Here is a 21,093-nt window from a genome sequence, read left to right as displayed (position 1 = left end):
TCGATCGGCCTTCTCTGGAGACAAGGGCTCGCAAAAAACCGCCGTCTCCACGGCGCTGCGCGCCGATGAGCCTTCTGGTTTCTTGATGATTTTTAATTAAAAACTGGAGCGGGCGAAGGGATTCGAACCCTCGACCCCAACCTTGGCAAGGTTGTGCTCTACCCCTGAGCTACACCCGCATCCATGGAACGTGCGGCCAGGCCGCCGTTCGTGAGGCCCGTCTTATGACCCATCGTTTCGCGCATTGCAAGGGGGCAATGGGGGTATCGGGCGGGAAAAGCCGGGAATTTTGTACCCGCCGGGCTTGCGGGGCGACGGGCCGCCATGCGAGGAAAAACCTATGCCTGACACCCAGCCCGCAATGGCCCCCATTCACACCAAGGAAGACTTCCTCGCCTGGCTCGACCGCGAGGGAATCCCCCATGAGACGCGCCATCACGAGCCCCTTCACACCGTCGAGGAGGCGCAGGCCGTGCGCGCGGCCTGGGGTCCGGACTGGGCCGGCGGCGGCCATTGCAAGAACCTCTTCCTCAAGGACAAGAAGGGCGCGCTTTTCCTCATCGTGACGCTCGAGGAACGTGAGCTGAAACTCAACCGCCTGTCGAAGCCCATCGGCTCGGCGCGGCTCTCCTTCGGCAATGCCGATCTCATGTGGGAGAAGCTGGGCGTCAGGCCCGGTTCGGTCACGCCTTTCGCCGTGGTCAATGACGGAAAGCACGAAATCACAATCGTCCTCGACGAGCCGATGCTGGCGCATGAGCGGCTCCATTATCACCCGCTCGAGAACACGGCGACGACCGCCATTTCGCGTGAGGATCTCCTGCGCTTCCTGCGCCTCACCGGCCATGAGCCGCTCATCATCGACCTCGTCGCCGCGCAAGGCGCCGAGGGCGACGAGTGACCCTTGCCCGATGAGGGCCGGAGCCGCTAAACCATTGTTTTCAAATAGCGCAGGCCCCACATTGGCCTGAGTGAAATGCGGCTGCCGCCGAGCTGCGGCGCCAGAGGAAGGCCCGAGATGGAACCGACATTTGGAACGAGCGCCGCGCCCGCCGGCGAGCTGATCAAGGACACGACGACGCAGACCTTCGCCGCCGACGTGCTCGACGCCTCGATGCAGGTGCCCGTCATCGTCGACTTCTGGGCGCCCTGGTGCGGCCCCTGCAAGCAGCTTACGCCCGTCCTCGAAAAGCTGGTGCTGGCCGCTCGCGGCGCGGTTCGCCTCGTCAAGATGAACATCGACGATCATCCCGCCGTCGCCCAGCAGCTCCGCATCCAGTCAATTCCCGCCGTCTTCGCCTTCAAGAACGGCCAGCCGGTCGACGGCTTCATGGGCGCCCTGCCCGAAAGCCAGGTCCGCGCCTTCATCGAAAAGCTGGCGGGCGGCGTCGGCCCCTCGCCTGCCGAGGAACTGGTGGAAGCCGGACACGCCGCCTTCGAGGCGAACGACCTTTCCTCCGCGGCGCAGGCCTTTGCCAGCGCGATCCAGCACGAGCCCGGCCTTCCCGCCGCAGTCGCGGGCCTCGCGCGCTGCTATATCGAGAGCGGCGATTTCGAGCGCGCGCGCCAGACGCTCGGCCTCGTCCGTCCCGACGCGAAGAACGATCCCGAAATCACGGCGACGCAGGCCGCGCTTTCGCTCGCCGAGAAATCGGCGGATGCAGGCGATGTCGGCGAACTCCTCGCCCGGATCGAGAAGAACCCCAAGGATCACGAGGCTCGCTTCAACCTTGCGCTGGCGCTCAATGCGAAGGGCGACAAGGAAGGCGCGGTCGACCAGCTTCTCATCAGCTTCGAATATGACCGCAACTGGAACGAGCAGGCGGCGAGAAAGCAGCTTGTCGAATTCTTCGACGCCTATGGTCCAAAAGACGAGGTGACGCTTTCCGGGCGCCGCCGCCTTTCCTCCATCATGTTCAGCTAGGCCGAACGCATGACCAGCGACCGTTATCAGAGCATCGCGGATCTGCCCGCCTCGATTCCGGTCTTTCCGCTGGCGGGCGTGCTGCTGCTGCCGCGCACGCAATTGCCGCTCAACATCTTCGAGCCGCGCTATCTGAAGATGGTGGACGACGCCATGCGCGGCGAACGCATCATCGGCATGGTGCAGCCGGATGGCGACGCAGCCATCGCCGCCTCGCAAGACCCGGATGCGAAGCCGAAACTTTGCAGCGTCGGCTGCGCCGGGCGCCTCACCTCCTGGACCGAAACGCATGACGGCCGCGTGCTCATCACGCTCACCGGAGTCGCGCGTTTCCGCATCACCTCGGAACTCGATGCCACGACGCCCTATCGCATCTGTGCCGTCGACTGGTCGGAATATGAAAACGACCTCACCTCCGATTTCGGCGCAGAGGGTGTGAGCCGCGATGCGCTGCTCGCCGTGCTGAAGACCTATCTCGAAACACATGGGCTTCAGGCCGACTGGCGCACCATCAAGCAGTCGTCCAACGAAGCGCTGGTGAATTCGCTCTCTGTCATCAGCCCCTATGGGCCGCGCGAAAAGCAGGCGCTGCTCGAAGCACAGACACTCGAGGACCGCAACCAGATGCTGATCGCGCTGACCGAGATCGCGCTCCAGCAGGCCTCGCCCACCACAGACACAACCGTACAGTAGGAAGAAACATTATGGCCGACGCCCGCGCCCCCGAGGTCGATCCGAAACTCCTCGAAATCCTCGTCTGCCCGGTGACGAAGACGACGCTACGCTACGACCGCGAGCGTCAGGAACTCATTTCCGACAAGGCGCGCCTCGCCTTCCCGATCCGCGATGGCATTCCGATCATGCTTGCCGACGAAGCGCGTTCGCTCGACGATGAGTGACAACGCCAACGCCGACGAACGCCCCTGGCCGTCCGATATCAAACTCCGCAAGGCCGAGCGCACCCTCGAAGTCGCCTTCGAGGGTGGCGAAAGATTTAGTCTGCCTGCTGAATATCTCCGCGTCGAAAGCCCCAGCGCCGAGGTGCAGGGCCACGGCGCCGGCCAGAAGCAGACCGTACCCGGCAAGCGCAATGTCGGGATCATCGGCCTCGAACCCGTCGGTAATTACGCCGTGCGGCTCATCTTCAGCGACGGCCACGACAGCGGTCTCTATACGTGGGAAACGCTCTATCGGCTGGGCCGCGAACACGACGCCATCTGGGCGGAATATCTCGCCGCGCTGGAAGCGAAGGGGCTGAAGCGGGATTAGGACCAAATTATTAATCATAGTACGAACGAAATTACCCCTTGACGACCGTCACGGACAAACCATTTGTCCCACTATCTGGGCAATTGTGTATGCACCCGGAGCGCTCAACAGCGGCGACACACCCACCTCGCAAGGAGAGGGTGACTTCACTCCAGCCAAGCCCTACTGTGTGAGTGGAGCTAGAGGGGCGCGCCTAGTTGATTTGATTGCTGAAATTCAGCAATAAGAGCGTCACTGTGCTCTCGGCGCAACGGTGGCCTTCGGAAATGATTCGCAAAAGTAGAATCCGACTCTGGACCTATTGGGTCGCAGACCAATTAGGTTTGGTCGGAGGATTTAGCGTCCTTGGCTTCGGCTCTATTATGGACGTAGAATCTACGACCTACGAGAAATGGCCTAAGTTCGCGTCTGTCATCATGACTTGGGTGCACTCTAACTCACTCGAGATATGGATAATCCTCGGGACAATCGGCATCGTTGGATGGTTCCTGCGGCGACGGGGCGATCCTTGGGTATGGGAAAAAATCCAAGTCCTGCTCGATAAATTTCAAGAGGTTGCCTACAAAGACTTTCCTAACCACATTAAGGACCACCATAGGGTGACCTTGTTCCGGTACAGGAAATGGCACTGGCAGTTCCGAACACCAATGACCGATGGCTGGTGGCCATGGCGTCCAGGGCGGTGGCCTTGGAGTGGGTGGCTCGTGCCAGTCATGCGCTCAGGCAAGACATCAAAGAAGACTCGGGCAATTTTCCTTGCGCCGGACGATGGCGACAAAGCGGAAGGTGTCGCCGGCTACGCGTGGGCAAGCAACACTGTGACGGTCGCCGATGGCTTACCAGCCCTCGTTGCGACGTCCTCGGACGCGCGAATCAACACCTATGCGCAACGAACCTTTTGTCCGACCGCTATCGTGCGGGAATACGTACAACAAAAGAGGCCCCTACCACGATCAATTGGAGCCATCCCTATAGAAGTAAACCACGAGCAATGGGGTGTCCTAGTACTCGATAGCCGAGAGGAAAACGGCGTGACAATCGAGCTCGTAAACAATTTTACGCTGACCGTGCATGCTATTGGCCAATTTTTGGAGAAGGCAAAATGACCGCTCCCAATCGCCTAGACATTCAAGCGGATGAGGTCAACCAAGCCGTCGACGAGAAGGTGCGCGGTGTCACCGTTAAGGTGATGCTGTCGCCTTTTGATGTGCCTCAGTCTGCGTCAGCTGAATTTGATAAAGCGAGAAGAATTATTCATCTCGTCTTTGACTACATTGGCGGTGACGAACCTACAGTCGAGCGATTTAGCGATCGGGGCATCTCGCTTCTTGTGGGAAAAAATAGTGAACGGCTTTATGGCTTAGACATCAATGTCGCAAATTTTCTGCCGCTCCTAGTCGGCGACAAGAACAAAGAAATCGAATTTGTAATAAATGTTGCGGAAGAATTGGTAACAAAATATCAGGAAAAAAATCCGCAGGTTAGGTCAAAAAGCTTCGAGGCGGTAAACAGAGTGCTAAAGCAATACTCATCGAAAATTACTCCAATACTTCAGCAAGTCATGATTGGCGCGTAATCGGAGTCAAATTTTAAGTCCGCAGTCAACTTAAACCGCCTCGCCCTTCAGGAGCCGCGGCAGATCGCCGACCACGCCACCTGCGTGGCGCATGAAGAGGCGGCGCATGGGGCCGATCTGGTTGACGAGGCCGAGGCCCAGATCGCGCGCGAGGCGGACGGGGCCGATATCGTTCGAGAAGAGACGGTTGAGGCCGTCCATCATCAATGACAGGGCGACATTGTCGAAACGGCGCCAGCGCTGATAGCGCTCGAGCACGGTCAGCGAACCGATGTCGAGGCCGAGACGCGCCGCATCGACGACGACTTCGGCGGCGGCCGCCACATCGCGCAATCCGAGATTGAGCCCCTGCCCCGCAATCGGATGCACGCCATGCGCGGCATCGGCGATGAGCGCGAGGCGCGGGCGGATATATTCGCGCGCAAGCTGAAGATTCAGCGGATAGGACCAGCGCGGACCGACGGGGCGGCATTCGCCCAGATAGTCGCCGAAGCGGGCGCGCATCTCGTCGGCGAAATCCGCCTCGTTGAGCGCAAGGATGGCCTTCGCCGCCGCGGTCTTCTCGGTCCAGACGAGCGAGGCGCGGTTGCCGACCATGGGCAGGATCGCGAAAGGCCCGTTGGGGAGAAAATATTCCTGCGCCACGCCTTCATGCGGACGCTCATGCTCGACGGTCGTGACGATGCCTGTCTGGCCGTAATCCCAGCCGATGGTTTTGATGCCCGCCGCTTCGCGCGTCGGCGAGGGGCGTCCATCCGCCGCAAAGCAGAGCTTCGCGCGGACCATGGTTCCATCGGCGAGCGTCGCCGTCGCGTGCGCCGCATCATAGGCGACCGACTTCACCGCATTGGGGGCTATGAGCGTGACAAGCGGCTGCTCGGCAATCGCCTTGCCCAGCGCGATGCGCGTATGGCGGTTCTCGATCAGATGGCCCAGCGGCTCGTCGCCGATCTCGGTGTGATCGAAATGGAGGAAAAGCGGCGAGGCGCCTTCGCGGACGCGGCCATCCGACACGATGATGTCATTGATGGGCTGCATCTGGCCTGCGAGATGCTTCGTCACGCCGAGCCGGTCGAACATGCGGCAGGAGGCAAGGGCTATGGCCGAGACGCGGCCGTCGAAAGCGGCGTCATGGGTCTTTGCCGGGTCCTGCGCGTCGATGACCGTGACGGTGAGGCCGCCCTGCGCGAGCGCCAGCGCCAGCGGGAGGCCCGCAAGCCCGCCGCCGACGATCAGAACGTCGCTTTCGTAATCCGCTTTTGTCATGGGCGAGAGACTCTAACGGAAAGGCGATAAAGTCCAGCCCACGCGGCGATTTGCCCTCCCCCGGAATAGGGCCTTAGAATTTGGCCAAACAGAAAAGAAAAGCGGGGAGAAGGTCATGGCGGAAACGCTGGCGAAGGACGGAAAATCCAGTCTTCCGATGGGGGCCGGGCTCACGGCGCTCGACGAGGACTATCGCGAGAACCTCTATCAGGTGCTGGACGATCTGCGCCAGCGGGCACCGGTCCATCGCGACAGCGAGCTCAACCATGTTTTCGTGACGCGGCATGACGACGTGAAAGCCGTCCTGCGCGACCGCGACCTGCTGGTCGATCCGCGCACGACGCTGCCTGACGACTATGTGCGCCTCTTCACGCCGGATGCAGAAAGCGAGACCTACGAGCCGAGCATGCTCTTTCTCGACGATCCCGATCACCGGCGGCTGCGCGGCATCGTCACGCAAGCCTTCAACCCGCGCTCCATCGAGGCGATGCGGCCGCGCATCGAGACGATTGCGAAGGAACTGCTCGACGAGATGGAGGGAAAGGCCGAGGTCGATTTCATCACGGCCTACGCCGCGCCGCTGCCGACCATCGTCATCGCCGACATGCTGGGCGTCGAGCGCGAGCGCCGCGCCGACTTCAAGCGCTGGTCGGACGACATCGTGCAGGCCTTCGATCCGCTGCGTGGCCCGGAGACGACCGCACGCATGAACGCCTCGCAGCAGGCGATGCGCGACTACTTCACAACGACCATTGCCGAGCGCCGCGCGAATCCCGGCAACGATCTCATCAGCGATCTGATCCGCGCCGAGGAAGATGGCGCGAAGCTCAACAACCGCGAAGTGCTGAGCATGTGCACGCTGCTGCTCACCGCCGGCAATGTGACGACGACGGACCTCATCGGCAACGGCATCCATGCGCTGCTCACGCATCCGGCCGAACTCGCCAAGCTCAAGGCCGACCCGTCGCTCATCGTCAACGCGGTGGAAGAAATGCTGCGCTATGACGGGCCAGTGACGGATTCAGGCCGCCATGCCGACCGCGAAATGGTGATCGGCGGCTGCCCCATCGAAAGGGGCCGCACGGTCACGACCTCGCTTGCGGCGGCCAATCACGATCCTTCCGTTTATCCCGATCCGCACAGGTTCGATGTCACCCGCGCCGACACTCATAACCAGTCTTTCGGCGGCGGCATGCATATCTGCCTCGGCGCGCCACTTGCGCGGCTTGAAGCGCAGGTCGCGATCAATATGCTGCTGGCACGTTTTCCCAATATTGCGCTTGGTCGGGAACAGGCAGTACGGCGGCACCTGCCCGCCTTCCGGGGCTTCGAACGAATGGTCGTGACACCGTGACGGCAAACTGGAACGAGACGACGAGCGCGCTGGGCTTTTCCCGCCTGTTCGAGGAAGGCGCGGCAGATCCGCGCGAGGTGACGGAATTCTTTCTCGACCGCGCGAAAGAGGCGGACCCCGATCATCGCGTCTATCACCTCCTCACCGAGCGACGCGCGCGCGCCGAAGCAGAGGCCGCCGCGGATCGCGCGAAGCGCGGGCTTCGGCGCCATGCGCTGGACGGCGTGCCTCTCTCCTGGAAAGACCTTTTCGACAGCGCGGGCGATGTGACGCCCGCCGGCTCGCTCGCGCTCAAATCGCGCGTTCCGGCACGCGACGCGGAAGTGCTGGCGCGGGCGACGCGGGCCGGTGCCGTCTGCCTCGGCAAGACCAACATGACGGAGATCGCGTTTTCAGGGTTGGGCATCAATCCGAAAATGGGCACGCCCGCCAATGCCTTCGACGATGCGATCGAGCGCGTGCCGGGCGGCTCGTCTTCGGGCGCCGCCGTCTCCGTCGCGCGTGGCCTTGCCGTGGGCGCCATCGGCTCGGACACGGGCGGATCGGTGCGCATTCCTTCCGCATGGAACGGGCTCGTCGGCTTGAAGACGACGGCTGGACGCATTCCGCTCGACGGCACGGTGCCGCTCTCGCCGACCTTTGACACGATCGGCCCGCTCGCGCATGACGTTGCCGATGCGGCGGCGCTCTTTACGCTGCTCAACGCTTCGAAGTCGTTCGAGCTCGAAGGCGTCGATCTCAACAATGTCACGCTCTGGCTTCCGGGCGGCATCGGCTGGAGCGATCTCGATGAGGGTGTGGCGGCGGCGCTCGACCTTGCGATACGTCGGCTCGTTCATGCGGGCGCGCGCATCGTCGAACACAAATTGCCGGAACTCGACGAGATCGACGCGCTGGCATGGGGCGGCGGTGCAAGCCGTCTCGTCGCCGAAGCCTATGCGATCTGGCATGAAACGCTCGCCGCGAATGAGGCTGTCGTCTATCGCCCTGTCTTCGAGCGCATGATGGCGGGCGTTTCGATCAGTGCCGCCGATTTGCTGAAATCGGATGCGGCGCGGAACGAAATCGCGCGCCGCTACCTTGCCGCAACAGCGGGCGTCGACGCCGTGCTGCTTCCCACTGTCGCCATCACGCCGCCGCCCATCGCCGCGCTTGAAGCGGGCGGGCCGGATTACTTCAAGGCGAACCGCATGGCGCTGCGCAACACCACCATCGGCAATCAGCTCGGCCTTTGCGCGGTGACGCTGCCCGCAGGTTACGACGCGGCGGGCATTCCCGTAGGGCTGATGTTGCAGGCCGCACCTGACGGCGAAGAAAGGCTGCTGCGCATCGCGCGGGCCGTGGAGAAGGCGCTGAAATAATTCTTCGTCACCCCGGACCTGATCCGGGGTCCATCTTTGCCACGCGGCACGATTGAAGATGGATGCCGGATCAAGTCCGGCATGACGGCTTGATTTGAATCGTCGCCACAACAACAGCAACATCACCCAAACAAAAAGCCCCGGAGTTTCCTCCGGGGCTTTCGTTTTCGTGCGATGCGCTTCAGCGCACCGGTGCCATGCGGGCGCGGTCTTCAAGCGCACGCTTCTGGACGTAGGAGTAGATCGCGTCGACATCTTCCTTCGAGAGAAGATCGGCGAAGCTCGCCATGCCGCGATCCTTCAGCATGCCGCCGCGCACGATTTCCTGGAAGTTCTCGCGCGTGACTTCGCTCATGCGCCGCAGGTCCGGCGTGACGCCGGGCGAGACGGCGAGCGCGCCGTGGCAAAGCATGCAGGTGCCGGCATAGGCGACTTCACCCTTGCGGATCGTCTCCTTCGACGCGGTGAGCGCCGGCCATGCCGGGATCGACTGGTCGCGTTCGGCAAGCTTCGGCAGTTCCTTGGTGCCGCCGATCTTGTAGACGAGCAGCTTGCCTTCGTTGCCATACTTCGCCGCCGCCGACACACGCGCGTCGCCGGAGGTGATGTTGACGCCACCCCAGCCCGCGAGAACGGCGACATATTGCTCGCCATCGACCTCATAGGTGATGGGCGGCGCAACGATGCCGGTCTGCACGTCCTGATCCCAGACCTTCTCGCCCGTATCGGCCTTGTAGGCGATCAGATGACCGAGCGCCGTGCCCTGGAAGACGAGATTGCCCGCGGTCGTCAGCACACCGCCATTGAGCGGCGCGGGATATTCGACCTGCCACTTCACCTCACCCTTGATCGGGTCCCACGCCTTCAGATAGCCGTGGCTCGGAGGCATTTCGGGAAGTGCGTTGATCGCGTCGATATAGGCTTCCCAGTCGAGGCCCGGATTCCACCAGTTCTTCTTGACGGTGAACTTGTGGTCCTTCTTCCACTCCTCGGAGAGCGAGTAGATGCCCGCGATATCCTGCGTGGGCAGATAGACGAGGCCCGTCTGCGGATTGTAGGCCATCGGGTGCCAGTTATGGCCGCCATTGGCCGACGGCAGAACGAACTGCGTCTGCTTCTGATAGTCGCTGACCGGCAATTCGACGGGACGTCCCGTCTTCATGTCGACATGGCTCGCCCAGGTGACGGACACGAAGGGCTTTGCCGAGAGAAGCTCGCCCGTCTCGCGGTCGAGCACATAGAAGAAGCCGTTCTTCGGCGCATGCATGATGAGCTTGCGCTGCTTTCCTTCCCAGGGAAGGTCGACAAGCATCAGCGGCTGCGTCGAGGTGTAGTCCCAGTTGTCGCCCGGCGTCTCTTGGTAATACCACTTCATCCTGCCGGTCTCGGGATCGAGCGCGACGATGGACGAGAGATAGAGATTGTCGCCGCCACCCGGAGAGCGAATGTAGCGCGTCCAGGGCGAACCATTGCCGGTGCCGATATAGACGGTGTTGAGCTTCGGATCGAAGACCATCGAATCCCAGGCCGTGCCGCCGCCACCGACCTTCCACCACTCGCCGCCCTTCCATGTCGGAATGGCTTTTTCGAGTTCGGGATTTTCGATCGGCTTCGAGGGATCGCCGGGCACCGTGTAGAAGCGCCAGACCTGCTTGCCGGTTTCGGCGTCATAGGCGGTGAGATAGCCGCGCACGCCATATTCGCCGCCGCCATTGCCGATCAGCACCTTGCCATTGATAACGCGCGGAGCGCCGGTCGAGGTGTAGGGCGAGCCGGGAACGGTGTTGACCTTCCAGATCACATGGCCGTCCTTCGCATCGAGCGCGAAGAGACGCCCGTCGAAGCTCGCCACATAGACCTTGCCCTTCCAGACAGCCGCGCCGCGATTGACGACGTCGCAGCAGCCGTAGCGGCCCCACTCGCCCGGCACTTCCGGATCGAAGCGCCAGAGTTCCTTGCCGGTCTTCGCATCGAGCGCAGCCGTGATGCCCCAGGAGAGCGTCGTGTAGATGACGCCATCGACGACGATGGGCGAAGCCTCGAGGCCGCGCACCGTGTCGGTTTCGTAGGACCAGGCAAGGCCGAGCTTGCCGATATTCTTGTCGTTGACCTGATTGAGCGGCGAGAAGCGCTGCTCGTCATATGTGCGGCCATAGGCGAGCCAGTTGCCGGGCTCGCTGTCCGCAGCGGCGACGCGGGCGCCGTCCACATCGGCCGGTCCCTTATATTCCTTACCCGGAGCTTTTTCGCCGACTGCGATCGACTGTCCGGGGGTGCTGTCGCCCTTTGCCCTGATGAACTGCCAGCCGACCGCCGCGGCGAGCGCCACACAAACCGCGACGCTTAGCGCCGCGGGCCAAGTCCTGCCCGATGTCTGAGCCATGACCTCCCCATCCCTGTTCGTTTCCCTGTGGAATGCGGACTGCCCGTCCGCATCCCCTGTCCGGGCTCTGCTGCGGCCCTTTGACGCCGGAACTTTAGAGGAGGAGTGAATGGCGCGAAAGCCGAGGCGAGTATTTCTCGCACGCTATTTTCACGAACGAACCGAGCCGCGCGTGAACCATGCACAAAATATGTGCGTTTATCTCATTCTGCACTATTTTTAATCATTTTCATGGTCCGCAAGCAGGGGCTATCAATCCTATGTGCCGAAAAAGCGGGCCGAATCAATGAGCTACCTGACTCCTGATCGTTCGGCACGGTTCTTGAGAACACTTTTCGCCCAAGCGCCGCTGCGTGCTTCGCCAGCACCAACAAATGGGCGCCGAGCATTCAAAGCCGGGGGGCAGTGACCCGGCAGTCAATGGAGAGACGGATGACTGAGACAGGAAAGGAAAAGGGGCTGTTGCGACACATACCCCTTGGAGTGGCAGCCACGGCGCTGGCGCTCCTCGGTTCGGTAGGCAGCGCCTTCGCAGACGAAGCCCCGAAGATCGACAGCGGTTCGACGGCGTGGATGCTCACATCCACGGCCCTCGTGCTTCTGATGACGATCCCCGGCCTCGCCCTCTTTTACGGCGGCATGGTCCGCAAGAAGAATGTGGTGGCGATCACCGCGCAGAACTTCGCGATTACGGCTCTCGCCACCGTCCTGTGGACGGTCATCGGCTACTCGCTCGCCTTCCGTGACGGCGGCGCGCTTCAGGCCTATATCGGCGGCTTCGACCGCGTTTTCCTGAAGGGCCTGGCGGTCGGCAACGTTTCGGGCGTCATTCCCGAAAGCGTCTTCATGGTCTTCCAGATGACCTTCGCGATCATCACGCCGGCGCTCATCACGGGCGCCTTCGCCGATCGCATGAAGTTCTCCTCGCTGCTCGCCTTCATGGGCCTGTGGCTGATCTTCATCTATGCGCCGGTCTGCCACTGGGTCTGGGGCGGCGGCTTCCTCGGTTCGGCTGGCGTGCTTGACTTCGCCGGCGGCACGGTCGTTCACATCAATGCCGGCATTGCCGGTCTCGTGACCTGCCTCGTCCTCGGCCCGCGCAAGGGCTACGGCCACGAAAACATGGCGCCGCACAACGTCGTGCTCACCATGATCGGTGCCTCGCTGCTGTGGGTCGGCTGGTTCGGCTTCAACGCGGGTTCGGAACTCGCCGCCGATGGCCGCGCCGGCTTCGCCTTCATCGTCACGCAGATCGCGACCGGCATGGCCGCCATCAGCTGGATGTTTGCTGAGTGGCTCGTCCACAAGAAGCCGACGCTTCTCGGCATGTGCTCGGGCGCCGTTGCCGGCCTCGTCGCCATCACGCCGGCCTCGGGCTTCGTCGACCCCGTCGGCGCGCTCTGGATCGGTCTCGCCGCGGGCATCATCTGCTTCATCGCCTCGACGACCGTGAAGCGTGCGCTCGGCTATGACGACGCGCTCGACGTCTTCGGCGTGCACTGCGTCGGCGGCATCGTCGGCGCTGTCCTCACGGGTGTCTTCGCCACCATGGCTGTCACGGGCGCAACCGCGCCGGTCGGCGGTATCGACGGCAACTGGGGCCAGGTCGCGACGCAGATCAAGGGCATCCTCTACACCCTGGTCTACTCGGGCATCGGCACCTTCATCCTCCTCATGGTCGTGAAGATCTTCTTCGGTCTCCGCGTCTCGCCGCAGGAAGAAGTCGAAGGCCTCGACATCAACCTGCATGGTGAGGTGGTTCAGTAAGCACTGCCCTTCTGGGCCTGTTGCGGACAGGGGCGCCCCTCCAGAGACACTGGTTGGGCGCCCTTTTTTTCCCGGGGTATCGATTTTCCGAATACGCAGAATTGCCGCAACGCAACCTGCACAAGAAATCGGCACCTGCATCTGAATACGCGATCTGGCCTTCATCGGCCGTGTACAGAACTTTGTCGCTTCCATGCCTTCAAATGGAAGCAGCGGTGAAAACAAGGACTTATTGCGTTTCTCACCGGCGGCACGGTTCTTGATTAATGGTGAATAGCGGCGGCCGGCGCCTTTGTGGCTCTCCGTGCCGAGTGATCAGATTTCCCGGAAGGCCGGAGAGGCCGGACGGCGGCAAGCAAAAGAGGAAACCAAGATGAAGCTCGTTGTGGCGATCGTGAAGCCCTTCAAACTCGACGAAGTCCGCGAGGCTCTGACCTCGCTCGGCATCGAAGGCCTGACCATTTCCGAAGTCAAAGGCTACGGACGGCAGAAGGGCCAGACCGAAATCTATCGCGGCGCCGAATACGCCGTGAACTTCCTGCCCAAGATCAAGATCGAAGTGGTCGTGCCTTCCGATCTCGTCGCCAAGACCGTGACGGCGATCAGCGGCGCGGCAAAGACCGGCCAGATCGGCGACGGCAAGATCTTCGTCGTGCCCGTGGAATCGGCTCTCCGCATCCGCACCGGCGAAACCGACTCGGACGCGATCTGATCCAGACCTTCCGGCGGTGTTCGACACGCCACCCCGGCGCCCTCCCCGCCGGCAAGGCGTCCCTCCAGAGAACCCGGAAGTCCCTCTTCCGGGTTCTCTTCTGCCTATTATTTTTGCGGACTGCACAGAAAGCGTGACCGATATCTGGGCGCTTTTTGGGAGACGCTTATTTCCGTTCCGGCGTCGATTGCGCCAAGTCGTTGATTTTCCCTGCTGAAAAATCCGGCAGCCCAATGGCATGCCCCTTGATTGGGCAATGCGCCTGTCCAAAAGGACGGCAACAGATCGCCACTGAGGCAATCCGGAAAAAAGAAGAGCCCGAAACCTCCTCCTCGCGAGCGCCACGGGCATTGGCAGGGAAGACATCTCCATGAATCCGACCGGACCCGGCGTCGCCAACGGCGCGGACGTCTTTTTTATTCTGATGGGCGCCATCCTCGTCTTTGCGATGCATTCGGGCTTCGCCTTTCTTGAGGTCGGCACGGTCCGGCACAAGAACCAGGTCAATGCGCTGGTGAAGATCCTGGTCGACTTCGCCGTCTCGACGCTGGCCTATTTCCTCATCGGCTACGGCGTCGCCTATGGCGTTCATTTCTTCCAGAGCGCGGCCGTGCTGAACGGCAATGAAGGCGCCGGCTTTGCGCCGCAGGGCCGCGATCTCGTCAAATTCTTCTTCCTGCTCACCTTCGCGGCAGCCATTCCGGCGATCATTTCCGGCGGCATCGCGGAACGGGCGAAGTTCTGGCCGCAACTGGCAGCCACCGCCGTCATCACCGCCCTTGTCTATCCGTTCTTCGAAGGTCTGGTCTGGCACGGCAATCACGGTGTTCAGGACTGGTTTGCCGCCACCTTCGGCGCCCATTTCCACGATTTCGCAGGCTCCATCGTCGTTCACGCGATGGGCGGGTGGCTCGCCTTCGGCGCCGTGACCCTGCTCGGGCACCGGGTCGGCCGCTACACCAAGGATGGCCGCCTTGTCGGCTTTCCGCCCTCCTCGATCCCCTGGCTTTCGCTCGGATCGTGGCTTCTCTGCGTCGGCTGGTTCGGCTTCAACGTGATGTCCGGCGGCTCGCTTGCCAGCGTTTCGGGCCTCGTTGCCATGAATTCGCTGATGGCGATGGTCGGCGGCATCCTCGCGGCGCTGATCGCGGGGCGGAATGACCCCGGCTTCGTTCACAACGGTGCGCTGGCTGGCCTCGTCGCCGTCTGCGCGGGGTCGGACCTCATGCATCCGCTGGGCGCACTGGCGACCGGCGGCGTCGCGGGCGCGCTTTTCGTCTACATGTTCGAATGGAGCCAGTCGCGCCTGAAACTCGACGACGTGCTCGGCGTCTGGGCGCTGCATGGCCTGTGCGGCCTCTGGGGCGGCATCGCCTGCGGCATTTTCGGCCTGACGTCCCTGGGCGGGCTGGGCGGCGTCACCTTCGCGAGCCAGCTCGTGGGCTCCGTCGGAGGCGCCCTCTATGCGCTTGCGGCAGGTTTCGTCATCTATGGCGCGCTGCAGAAGACCGCCGGCATTCGCCTCACCAAAAGCGACGAAATGCAGGGCGCGGACCTCGCAATTCACAAGATCGGCTCCACGCCGGAAGCCGAGATGATGCAGCGCTGAGTGAGTCGACCTGCAGGCCAGAGAAGGGATTAAGGAAATACTTCCAGTCGTGTGGATAAAGACCGAAGACTCCACAGGTTTTTCCACCGATCGTCGCATATAGACCGACTCCGGCGAGCCCGGTAAGATCGCGCCGCGAAGCGGAATTCCGCTTCGCGGCCGAACTTTCCGCGCCATCACGGCGCATTGCTGGAGAAGCTGCTCCTATATGACCGCGCCGGACCTGACGCATAACCGCTTCGATACGCTTCCCGACGGCCCCTTTCCGCGCCTCAACGCGCTGATCGAGGGGATCGAGCCGGGCAAGGCGCCTATCGTCATGTCCCTGGGCGAGCCGCAGCACCCCTTCCCGGGCTTCGTGATGGAGACCATCACGGCCCATGCGAAGGAATTCGGCAAATATCCGCCGATTTCGGGCACACCCGACTTCCGCGCCGCCGTGGCCGCCTGGCTCGGGCGGCGCTACGGCCTCGGCCCGGACGTGATCGGGCCGAAGAAGCCGCTCGATCCCGAGCTTCAGGTCCTGCCGGTGAACGGAACGCGCGAGGCGCTGTTCAACATCGCCTTCGTCGCCACGCCCCTGTCGAAAAAGGGCCAGCGCCCGGCGATCCTGATGCCGAACCCCTTCTATCAGTGCTATGCGGCGGCGGCCCTCGCCGCCGGGGCGGAGCCTGTCTATGTGGCCGCGACGCGCGAAAACGGCTTCATGCCGGATTTTGCGAGCCTGCCCGAAGAACTGCTCGCCCGGACCTCGATGATCTATTTCTGCTCGCCAGCCAACCCGCAGGGCGCGGTGGCGAGCCTCGAGCAGCTGAAGGACCTGATCCGCCTCGCGCGGCGGCACGGCATCCTGCTCGCCATCGACGAGTGCTATGCCGAAATCTATGACCGTGAGAAACCGGCTGGCGCGCTCCAGGCGGCGATCGAACTCTCCGGCACGCTCGACAATGTGGTCGTGTTCCATTCTCTCTCGAAGCGCTCGAGCCTGCCCGGCCTGCGCTCCGGCTTCATCGCGGGCGACCGCGACTTCCTCGTCCGCTTCCGCAATTTCCGCAACATCGCCGCGCCGCAAGTGCCTATGCCGATCATGGCTGCGTCCGCTGCCGCCTGGAACGACGAGGCCCATGTCGAGGAGAACCGGGCCCGCTACCGCGCCAAGATCGATGCTGCGGAGCGCATTCTCGGCAATCGCTTCGGCTTCTATCGCCCGGCCGGCGGCTTCTTTCTCTGGCTCGATGTCGGCGACGGCGAGGCGGCCGCGCGCGAACTCTGGGCCAAGGGTGGCGTGAAGGTCTTGCCCGGCAAGTATCTCTCGCGCGAAGATTCCATAGACGGCGGCGGCAATCCCGGCGCGGCCTATATTCGCGTCGCGCTTGTCGAAAGCCAGGCCGCCACCGAAGAAGCGCTTGCCCGAATGGCAGAAATTCTGTGATCGGTGCTGCGCCGCGGGGACGTGCAGGTGGTAAGGGATCGCGCAGGCAGGCCAATTCGGCGCCTCGCGAAAGTTGGAGGATGCGTGTGAGGAGTCTGAACCCGCTCGCCTTTCTGCCGATGGGCGTACGCGTGTTTCTGGCCCGCCGCTTCGAGGAGCTGGCGGGCGCCGCCCTCGTCATGCTCGGCCTCGTCGGATTCCTTGCCCTGGTGAGCTGGTCGCGCCACGACCCGAGCCTCAACAATGCCACCGGTCTTGCTCCGCGAAACTGGATGGGCATGCCGGGCGCCTATATTTCCGACATTCTGTTGCAGACGCTCGGCCTCGGCGCGCTGGTGCTTCTCATGCCGCCCGTCGCATGGGGCATTCGCCTCGCGCGCCACAACATGCCGCAGCGCCTCGTGCTGCGCGTCGCCGCCTGGCTTCTCGCCACGCTTTTCGCCGCGGCATTTCTCGGCACATTGCCGCTTCTCGCCATCTGGGCGCTTGCGCCGGGCCTCGGCTTCGGCGGCGTGCTTGGCGACGCGCTCTCGACGCTTGGCCTTCAGGTCCTCGCGCCCTTCATCGGCAACGGCCTGTCCTATGCGCTGACGGCGCTCCTCACCGCGCCCATCGCCGGCTTCCTTGCACTCTATGCTGCCGACGTTGAATGGGGCCAGATCGTCGCCCTGACGAACCGCCCCGCCCTCTGGCGCCGCGCGGAAGAGGAAGACGAGGAAGAAGACCAGCTCGCCTATCCCGTCCGCCGCCGTCCGCGCGGCGGCGATGTCGAGCCGGCCGCGCCGCGAGCCCGCGGCAGGCGCCCCCATCGCCCCGATGTCGAGCCGAGCCGTCTGCGCGTGATGGCCTGGGCGATCGGCGACAGGTTCACCGATCTCCGCGACCGGCTGATGCGCGAAGGCGAGTATGCGCCGCTTTCCGACGATGAGATCGCCAAGGCCCGCGCCGCAGGCTTCAAGAACCGTGGCGCGCGCAAGGCTGAGCCCGAAGACGAATTCGAGGACGAGGACGAGATCGACGTCGAGTTCGAGGATGGCGAGATTGAGGACGACGTGCCGTCGATCCTCAAGCGCGGCCGGGTCGAGCCGACGCTGGGCGGCAAGAACGCGCCGCCCGTCAGCCGCTCCGCGCCGAAGCCGAAACAGTCGAAGCGCGCGGTGCGCGAGGCCCAGCCCGCGCTGCCGCTCGAACCGGTGAGCAATTACCAGCTTCCGCCGCTGAGCCTTCTCGCCAGGCCCAAATCCACCGGCAACACGACCCTCATGACCGACGAGGCGCTGCAGCAGAATGCGCGGCTTCTCGAATCCGTGCTCGACGATTTCGGCATTCGCGGCGAGATCATCAACGTCCATCCGGGCCCCGTCGTCACGCTCTACGAACTCGAACCCGCACCCGGCATCAAGTCCTCGCGCGTCATCGCGCTGGCGGACGACATCGCGCGTTCGATGAGCGCCGTTTCAGCCCGCGTCGCCGTCGTGCCCGGCCGCAACGCCATCGGCATCGAGCTTCCGAACCACAAGCGCGAGATGGTGTTCCTGCGCGAACTGCTCGAAACGCCGGACTTCGAGAATTCGAATTCGAAGCTGACGCTTGCGCTGGGCAAGAATATCGGCGGCGAAGCCGTCGTCTCCGATCTCGCCCGCATGCCGCATCTCCTGATCGCCGGCACCACGGGCTCGGGCAAGTCGGTCGGCATCAACACAATGATCCTGTCGCTGCTCTATCGGCTCTCGCCCGAGCAGTGCAAGCTCATCATGATCGACCCGAAGATGCTCGAACTCTCCGTCTATGACGGCATTCCGCATCTCCTCGCCCCGGTCGTGACCGACCCCAAGAAGGCCGTCGTCGCGCTGAAATGGGTCGTGAAGGAGATGGAAGACCGCTACCGCAAGATGTCGAAAGTCGGTGTGCGGAACATCGACGGCTACAACACGCGCGTGATCGACGCCGATGCCAAGGGCGAGGTCCTCGTGCGTACCGTGCAGACGGGCTTCGACAAGGAGACCGGCAAGGCGATTTACGAAGAGGAGGAAATGGACCTCTCGCCCATGCCCTTCATCGTCGTCATCGTCGACGAAATGGCCGATCTGATGATGGTCGCGGGCAAGGAAATCGAAGGCGCGATCCAGCGTCTCGCCCAGATGGCGCGCGCGGCGGGCATCCACATCATCACCGCGACGCAGCGCCCCTCGGTCGACGTCATCACCGGCACGATCAAGGCGAACTTCCCGACGCGCATTTCCTTCCAGGTGACGTCGAAGATCGACAGCCGCACCATTCTCGGCGAACAGGGCGCGGAGCAGCTGCTCGGCCAGGGCGACATGCTCTACATGGCGGGCGGCGGCCGCATCCGCCGCGTCCACGGCCCCTTCGTTTCGGACGAAGAAGTCGAGAAGGTCGTGAAATTCCTCAAGAACCAGGGCGTGCCCGAATATCTCGAGGCGATCACGGCGGAACCCGAAGAGAATGGCGAGATGTTCGGCCTCGATGGCGAAGGCTCGGGCGACGACCTCTATGACAAGGCGGTCGCCATCGTCGCCCGGGACAAGCGCGCCTCCACGAGCTATATCCAGCGCCGCCTTCAGATCGGCTACAATCGTGCCGCGCGCCTGATCGAACTCATGGAAGAACAGGGCGTCGTCAGCGCGCCGAACCATCAGGGAAAGCGCGAGGTTCTGGTCGGCGACCATTGAAAGGCCGCCGCGCAGGCTGAGGCTTTGTTGCCACAGGCCGGATGAAAAGAAGGTCGCCCCCCTTTCTCCGGCAAAAGACCCCAGGACCGCCGCTCAGGTTTCTTCATTTCGCCACAAAAGGCCAACATGCTTTTTTTCATGAGAGATCTCGACCAAAGTCGGCGCATTCGTCAGGCGATGCTGGTGACAGCAGCGCTGATCGGTATTGGCGCGCTGGTTCTTGCCCTCGCCACGACGCCTGTCAGCGTGGCTCACGCGGCGACGCCGGATCACGCCAGGGCGCAGGTTCTGACCGCCGAGGACAAGGCCGATATCGCACAGGTGAACACCTATCTGAATGGCCTCACCGACCTTCAGGGCAATTTCCTGCAGGTGGGGCCCGACGGTTCGCTGGCGGAAGGCAAGTTCTATCTCCGCCGTCCCGGCAGGCTGCGCTTCGAATATACGCCGCCGCAAAAGACCCTCGTCGTCGCGGACGGCACATGGGTCGCGGTCAAGGACGGCTTTTCCGCCGCCCAGCGCTATCCCATCGGCTCGACGCCGCTCAGCATCATTCTGGCGGACCAGATCGACCTCAATGACGAGGTCCGCGTTCTCTCCGTCGAGCGCCAGCCCGGCGTTCTGCGCATGACGCTGCAGGACAAGAGCGGCGACGCCCCCGGCACGCTCACTCTCGTCTTCGACCAGCCCAAGCTTCAGCTTCGCCAGTGGATGGTGACGGACGCGCAAGGCCTGCAGACCACGGTTGCGCTCCGCAATACGCGCTCGGGCATCCGCGCGGACAATGCGCTTTTCGTCCTTCAGGACGAGCAGCGCCCCGGAGCAGGCAAGCCGAAATAGGCCTGCATTCCTCGCGGCTCTTTTTCCGCGCCGCCTTGACCTTCCCCCCGTGGCCCGTGTTAGCTCTTGAAAGCATGACCCGAAACCATTCGAGACGACCGATCGTCGGTATACCCTGCGACGTCAAGTTGCTGGGGGTTCACCCCTTTCACGCGGTGGGCGAGAAATACATTGCCGCTGTCGAAGGCGGCGCAGGCGCGAAGCCGATCCTGCTGCCCGTGCCGCGCCTTTCCGAAGGCACCTTCGATCTCGAGAGCGAGATTGAGGAAATCTTCGATCTCTGCGACGGCATCTTCCTCACCGGCTCGCATTCCAATGTCCACCCGAAGAATTACGGCGGCACCGCGCCGCGCGAAGGCGTGCTACTCGACGAGCAGCGCGACGCGCTGACGCTCGGCCTCATCCGCGCCTGCGTGGAACGCGGCGTACCGCTGTTCTGTGTCTGCCGCGGCTTTCAGGAAATGAATGTCGCGTTCGGCGGTACCCTGCATCAGCACATTCATGAAATGCCGGGCGAGCCGGGCTTCGCACCCCGCTTCGACCATCGCGAGAACAAGGAAGACCCGCTCGACAAGCAATATGGCCCGTCGCATGAGGTGAACCTCATCGAGGGCGGCGCGTTCGAGAGGATACTGGGCACACGGAAGATCGAGGTGAACTCGCTTCACGGGCAAGGGGTCGCGCAGCTGAGCCCGCACCTCGTCGCCGAGGGCCGCGCGCCCGACGGCACCGTCGAGGCGATGAGCGTCAGGGATGCGAAGGGCTTCGCGCTTGGCGTGCAGTGGCATCCCGAATGGAAATATTGGGAAAATCCGGTTTCGCAGAAGCTTCTTGGAGCTTTTGGCGAGGCGGTGCGGTCGGCAATGGCGCCGTCCGTCAAGGAGCGGCAACAAGCGTAAGCTTCAAC

18 protein-coding genes and 1 tRNA gene are annotated in these 21,093 nt (G+C 63.0%); 16 read left to right on the top strand and 3 right to left on the bottom strand.

From position 1 onward, the window contains the following. Window positions 1–104: 104 nt before the first annotated feature. Window positions 105–179 (bottom strand) — tRNA-Gly (locus tag ABFC66_RS02575). A 161-nt stretch (window positions 180–340) separates the two neighbouring features. On the opposite strand from ABFC66_RS02575, the gene ABFC66_RS02570 reads away from it, so the two are divergent. The 7 genes from ABFC66_RS02570 to ABFC66_RS02540 all read left to right on the top strand — a co-directional run bounded on the left by ABFC66_RS02570 (window position 341) and on the right by ABFC66_RS02540 (window position 4,769). After that, entirely contained in the window at window positions 341–901 is a 561-nt protein-coding gene (locus ABFC66_RS02570; RefSeq protein ID WP_346739383.1) for a prolyl-tRNA synthetase associated domain-containing protein, read from the top strand. 117 nt (window positions 902–1,018) lie between these two features. Further along, complete coding sequence (gene trxA, locus ABFC66_RS02565) at window positions 1,019–1,924, top strand: thioredoxin (protein WP_346739382.1); 906 nt, start codon at window positions 1,019–1,021, stop codon at window positions 1,922–1,924. A 9-nt stretch (window positions 1,925–1,933) separates the two neighbouring features. After that, window positions 1,934–2,617 (top strand): LON peptidase substrate-binding domain-containing protein, encoded by a 684-nt coding sequence (locus ABFC66_RS02560; RefSeq protein WP_346739381.1) that lies wholly within the window; start codon window positions 1,934–1,936, stop codon window positions 2,615–2,617. 11 nt (window positions 2,618–2,628) lie between these two features. After that, window positions 2,629–2,823: a Trm112 family protein gene (locus tag ABFC66_RS02555; protein WP_346739380.1), complete on the top strand. Its 195-nt coding sequence runs from the start codon at window positions 2,629–2,631 to the stop codon at window positions 2,821–2,823. Beyond that, entirely contained in the window at window positions 2,816–3,193 is a 378-nt protein-coding gene (locus tag ABFC66_RS02550; RefSeq protein WP_346739379.1) for a DUF971 domain-containing protein, read from the top strand. Before ABFC66_RS02555 ends, ABFC66_RS02550 begins: the two co-directional genes overlap by 8 nt. A gap of 704 nt (window positions 3,194–3,897) precedes the next feature. Then, window positions 3,898–4,299 (top strand): hypothetical protein, encoded by a 402-nt coding sequence (locus ABFC66_RS02545; RefSeq protein WP_346739378.1) that lies wholly within the window; start codon window positions 3,898–3,900, stop codon window positions 4,297–4,299. After that, window positions 4,296–4,769, top strand: a complete 474-nt coding sequence (locus tag ABFC66_RS02540; RefSeq protein ID WP_346739377.1) for a hypothetical protein — start codon at window positions 4,296–4,298, stop codon at window positions 4,767–4,769. Before ABFC66_RS02545 ends, ABFC66_RS02540 begins: the two co-directional genes overlap by 4 nt. Window positions 4,770–4,799: 30 nt before the next feature. Here ABFC66_RS02540 and ABFC66_RS02535 read toward each other — a convergent pair whose 3' ends face one another. Further along, the gene (locus ABFC66_RS02535; protein ID WP_346739376.1) at window positions 4,800–6,035 is read right to left on the bottom strand and encodes an FAD-dependent oxidoreductase; all 1,236 of its coding nucleotides are present in this window, start codon (window positions 6,033–6,035) and stop codon (window positions 4,800–4,802) included. Between the two features lie 115 nt (window positions 6,036–6,150). Between ABFC66_RS02535 and ABFC66_RS02530 the strand changes: the two genes are divergently transcribed. Both ABFC66_RS02530 and ABFC66_RS02525 read left to right on the top strand, forming a co-directional pair. After that, window positions 6,151–7,389, top strand: a complete 1,239-nt coding sequence (locus tag ABFC66_RS02530; RefSeq protein WP_346739375.1) for a cytochrome P450 — start codon at window positions 6,151–6,153, stop codon at window positions 7,387–7,389. Further along, entirely contained in the window at window positions 7,386–8,750 is a 1,365-nt protein-coding gene (locus ABFC66_RS02525; RefSeq protein ID WP_346739374.1) for an amidase family protein, read from the top strand. The genes ABFC66_RS02530 and ABFC66_RS02525 overlap by 4 nt, the downstream gene beginning before the upstream one ends. A gap of 181 nt (window positions 8,751–8,931) precedes the next feature. Here the strand turns inward: ABFC66_RS02525 and ABFC66_RS02520 are convergent, their stop codons facing one another. Then, window positions 8,932–11,133 (bottom strand): PQQ-dependent dehydrogenase, methanol/ethanol family, encoded by a 2,202-nt coding sequence (locus tag ABFC66_RS02520; protein ID WP_346739373.1) that lies wholly within the window; start codon window positions 11,131–11,133, stop codon window positions 8,932–8,934. A gap of 573 nt (window positions 11,134–11,706) precedes the next feature. Between ABFC66_RS02520 and ABFC66_RS02515 the strand changes: the two genes are divergently transcribed. The 7 genes from ABFC66_RS02515 (at window position 11,707) to ABFC66_RS02485 (ending at window position 21,085) form a co-directional block, all read left to right on the top strand. Then, window positions 11,707–12,900: an ammonium transporter gene (locus ABFC66_RS02515; protein ID WP_346739614.1), complete on the top strand. Its 1,194-nt coding sequence runs from the start codon at window positions 11,707–11,709 to the stop codon at window positions 12,898–12,900. Between the two features lie 373 nt (window positions 12,901–13,273). Beyond that, on the top strand, window positions 13,274–13,612 hold the full coding sequence (locus ABFC66_RS02510; RefSeq protein ID WP_152214751.1) for a P-II family nitrogen regulator: 339 nt from the start codon (window positions 13,274–13,276) through the stop codon (window positions 13,610–13,612). Window positions 13,613–13,982: 370 nt separating this feature from the next. Continuing rightward, window positions 13,983–15,221: an ammonium transporter gene (locus ABFC66_RS02505; RefSeq protein WP_346739372.1), complete on the top strand. Its 1,239-nt coding sequence runs from the start codon at window positions 13,983–13,985 to the stop codon at window positions 15,219–15,221. 208 nt (window positions 15,222–15,429) lie between these two features. Continuing rightward, window positions 15,430–16,653, top strand: a complete 1,224-nt coding sequence (locus ABFC66_RS02500) for an aminotransferase class I/II-fold pyridoxal phosphate-dependent enzyme (protein WP_346739371.1) — start codon at window positions 15,430–15,432, stop codon at window positions 16,651–16,653. 80 nt (window positions 16,654–16,733) lie between these two features. Beyond that, window positions 16,734–19,346 carry a DNA translocase FtsK gene (locus ABFC66_RS02495; protein ID WP_346739370.1) on the top strand — a complete coding sequence of 871 codons (2,613 nt, stop codon included), beginning with the start codon at window positions 16,734–16,736 and terminating at the stop codon, window positions 19,344–19,346. A 126-nt stretch (window positions 19,347–19,472) separates the two neighbouring features. Further along, window positions 19,473–20,186, top strand: a complete 714-nt coding sequence (locus ABFC66_RS02490; protein WP_346739369.1) for an outer membrane lipoprotein carrier protein LolA — start codon at window positions 19,473–19,475, stop codon at window positions 20,184–20,186. A gap of 74 nt (window positions 20,187–20,260) precedes the next feature. Beyond that, window positions 20,261–21,085, top strand: a complete 825-nt coding sequence (locus ABFC66_RS02485) for a gamma-glutamyl-gamma-aminobutyrate hydrolase family protein (protein WP_346739368.1) — start codon at window positions 20,261–20,263, stop codon at window positions 21,083–21,085. The last annotated feature ends 8 nt before the right edge of the window (window positions 21,086–21,093 follow it).

It is taken from the genome of Parvibaculum sp. (genome assembly GCF_039680535.1).
Taxonomy (GTDB): Bacteria; Pseudomonadota; Alphaproteobacteria; order Parvibaculales; family Parvibaculaceae; genus Parvibaculum.
Note: the sequence above shows the minus strand (reverse complement) of the source record. Positions and strands in the feature narration are given on the sequence as shown.

What these genes read in the sequence shown, in the direction of transcription:
- ABFC66_RS02570 (WP_346739383.1), top strand. Translation starts at nt 341, where the DNA reads ATGCCTGACACCCAGCCCGCAATGGCCCCCATTCACACCAAGGAAGAC.
- trxA (WP_346739382.1), top strand. Translation starts at nt 1,019, where the DNA reads ATGGAACCGACATTTGGAACGAGCGCCGCGCCCGCCGGCGAGCTGATC.
- ABFC66_RS02560 (WP_346739381.1), top strand. Translation starts at nt 1,934, where the DNA reads ATGACCAGCGACCGTTATCAGAGCATCGCGGATCTGCCCGCCTCGATT.
- ABFC66_RS02555 (WP_346739380.1), top strand. Translation starts at nt 2,629, where the DNA reads ATGGCCGACGCCCGCGCCCCCGAGGTCGATCCGAAACTCCTCGAAATC.
- ABFC66_RS02550 (WP_346739379.1), top strand. Translation starts at nt 2,816, where the DNA reads ATGAGTGACAACGCCAACGCCGACGAACGCCCCTGGCCGTCCGATATC.
- ABFC66_RS02540 (WP_346739377.1), top strand. Translation starts at nt 4,296, where the DNA reads ATGACCGCTCCCAATCGCCTAGACATTCAAGCGGATGAGGTCAACCAA.
- ABFC66_RS02535 (WP_346739376.1), bottom strand. Translation starts at nt 6,035, where the DNA reads ATGACAAAAGCGGATTACGAAAGCGACGTTCTGATCGTCGGCGGCGGG.
- ABFC66_RS02530 (WP_346739375.1), top strand. Translation starts at nt 6,151, where the DNA reads ATGGCGGAAACGCTGGCGAAGGACGGAAAATCCAGTCTTCCGATGGGG.
- ABFC66_RS02520 (WP_346739373.1), bottom strand. Translation starts at nt 11,133, where the DNA reads ATGGCTCAGACATCGGGCAGGACTTGGCCCGCGGCGCTAAGCGTCGCG.
- ABFC66_RS02515 (WP_346739614.1), top strand. Translation starts at nt 11,707, where the DNA reads ATGCTCACATCCACGGCCCTCGTGCTTCTGATGACGATCCCCGGCCTC.
- ABFC66_RS02510 (WP_152214751.1), top strand. Translation starts at nt 13,274, where the DNA reads ATGAAGCTCGTTGTGGCGATCGTGAAGCCCTTCAAACTCGACGAAGTC.
- ABFC66_RS02505 (WP_346739372.1), top strand. Translation starts at nt 13,983, where the DNA reads ATGAATCCGACCGGACCCGGCGTCGCCAACGGCGCGGACGTCTTTTTT.
- ABFC66_RS02500 (WP_346739371.1), top strand. Translation starts at nt 15,430, where the DNA reads ATGACCGCGCCGGACCTGACGCATAACCGCTTCGATACGCTTCCCGAC.
- ABFC66_RS02495 (WP_346739370.1), top strand. Translation starts at nt 16,734, where the DNA reads ATGCGTGTGAGGAGTCTGAACCCGCTCGCCTTTCTGCCGATGGGCGTA.
- ABFC66_RS02490 (WP_346739369.1), top strand. Translation starts at nt 19,473, where the DNA reads ATGCTTTTTTTCATGAGAGATCTCGACCAAAGTCGGCGCATTCGTCAG.
- ABFC66_RS02485 (WP_346739368.1), top strand. Translation starts at nt 20,261, where the DNA reads ATGACCCGAAACCATTCGAGACGACCGATCGTCGGTATACCCTGCGAC.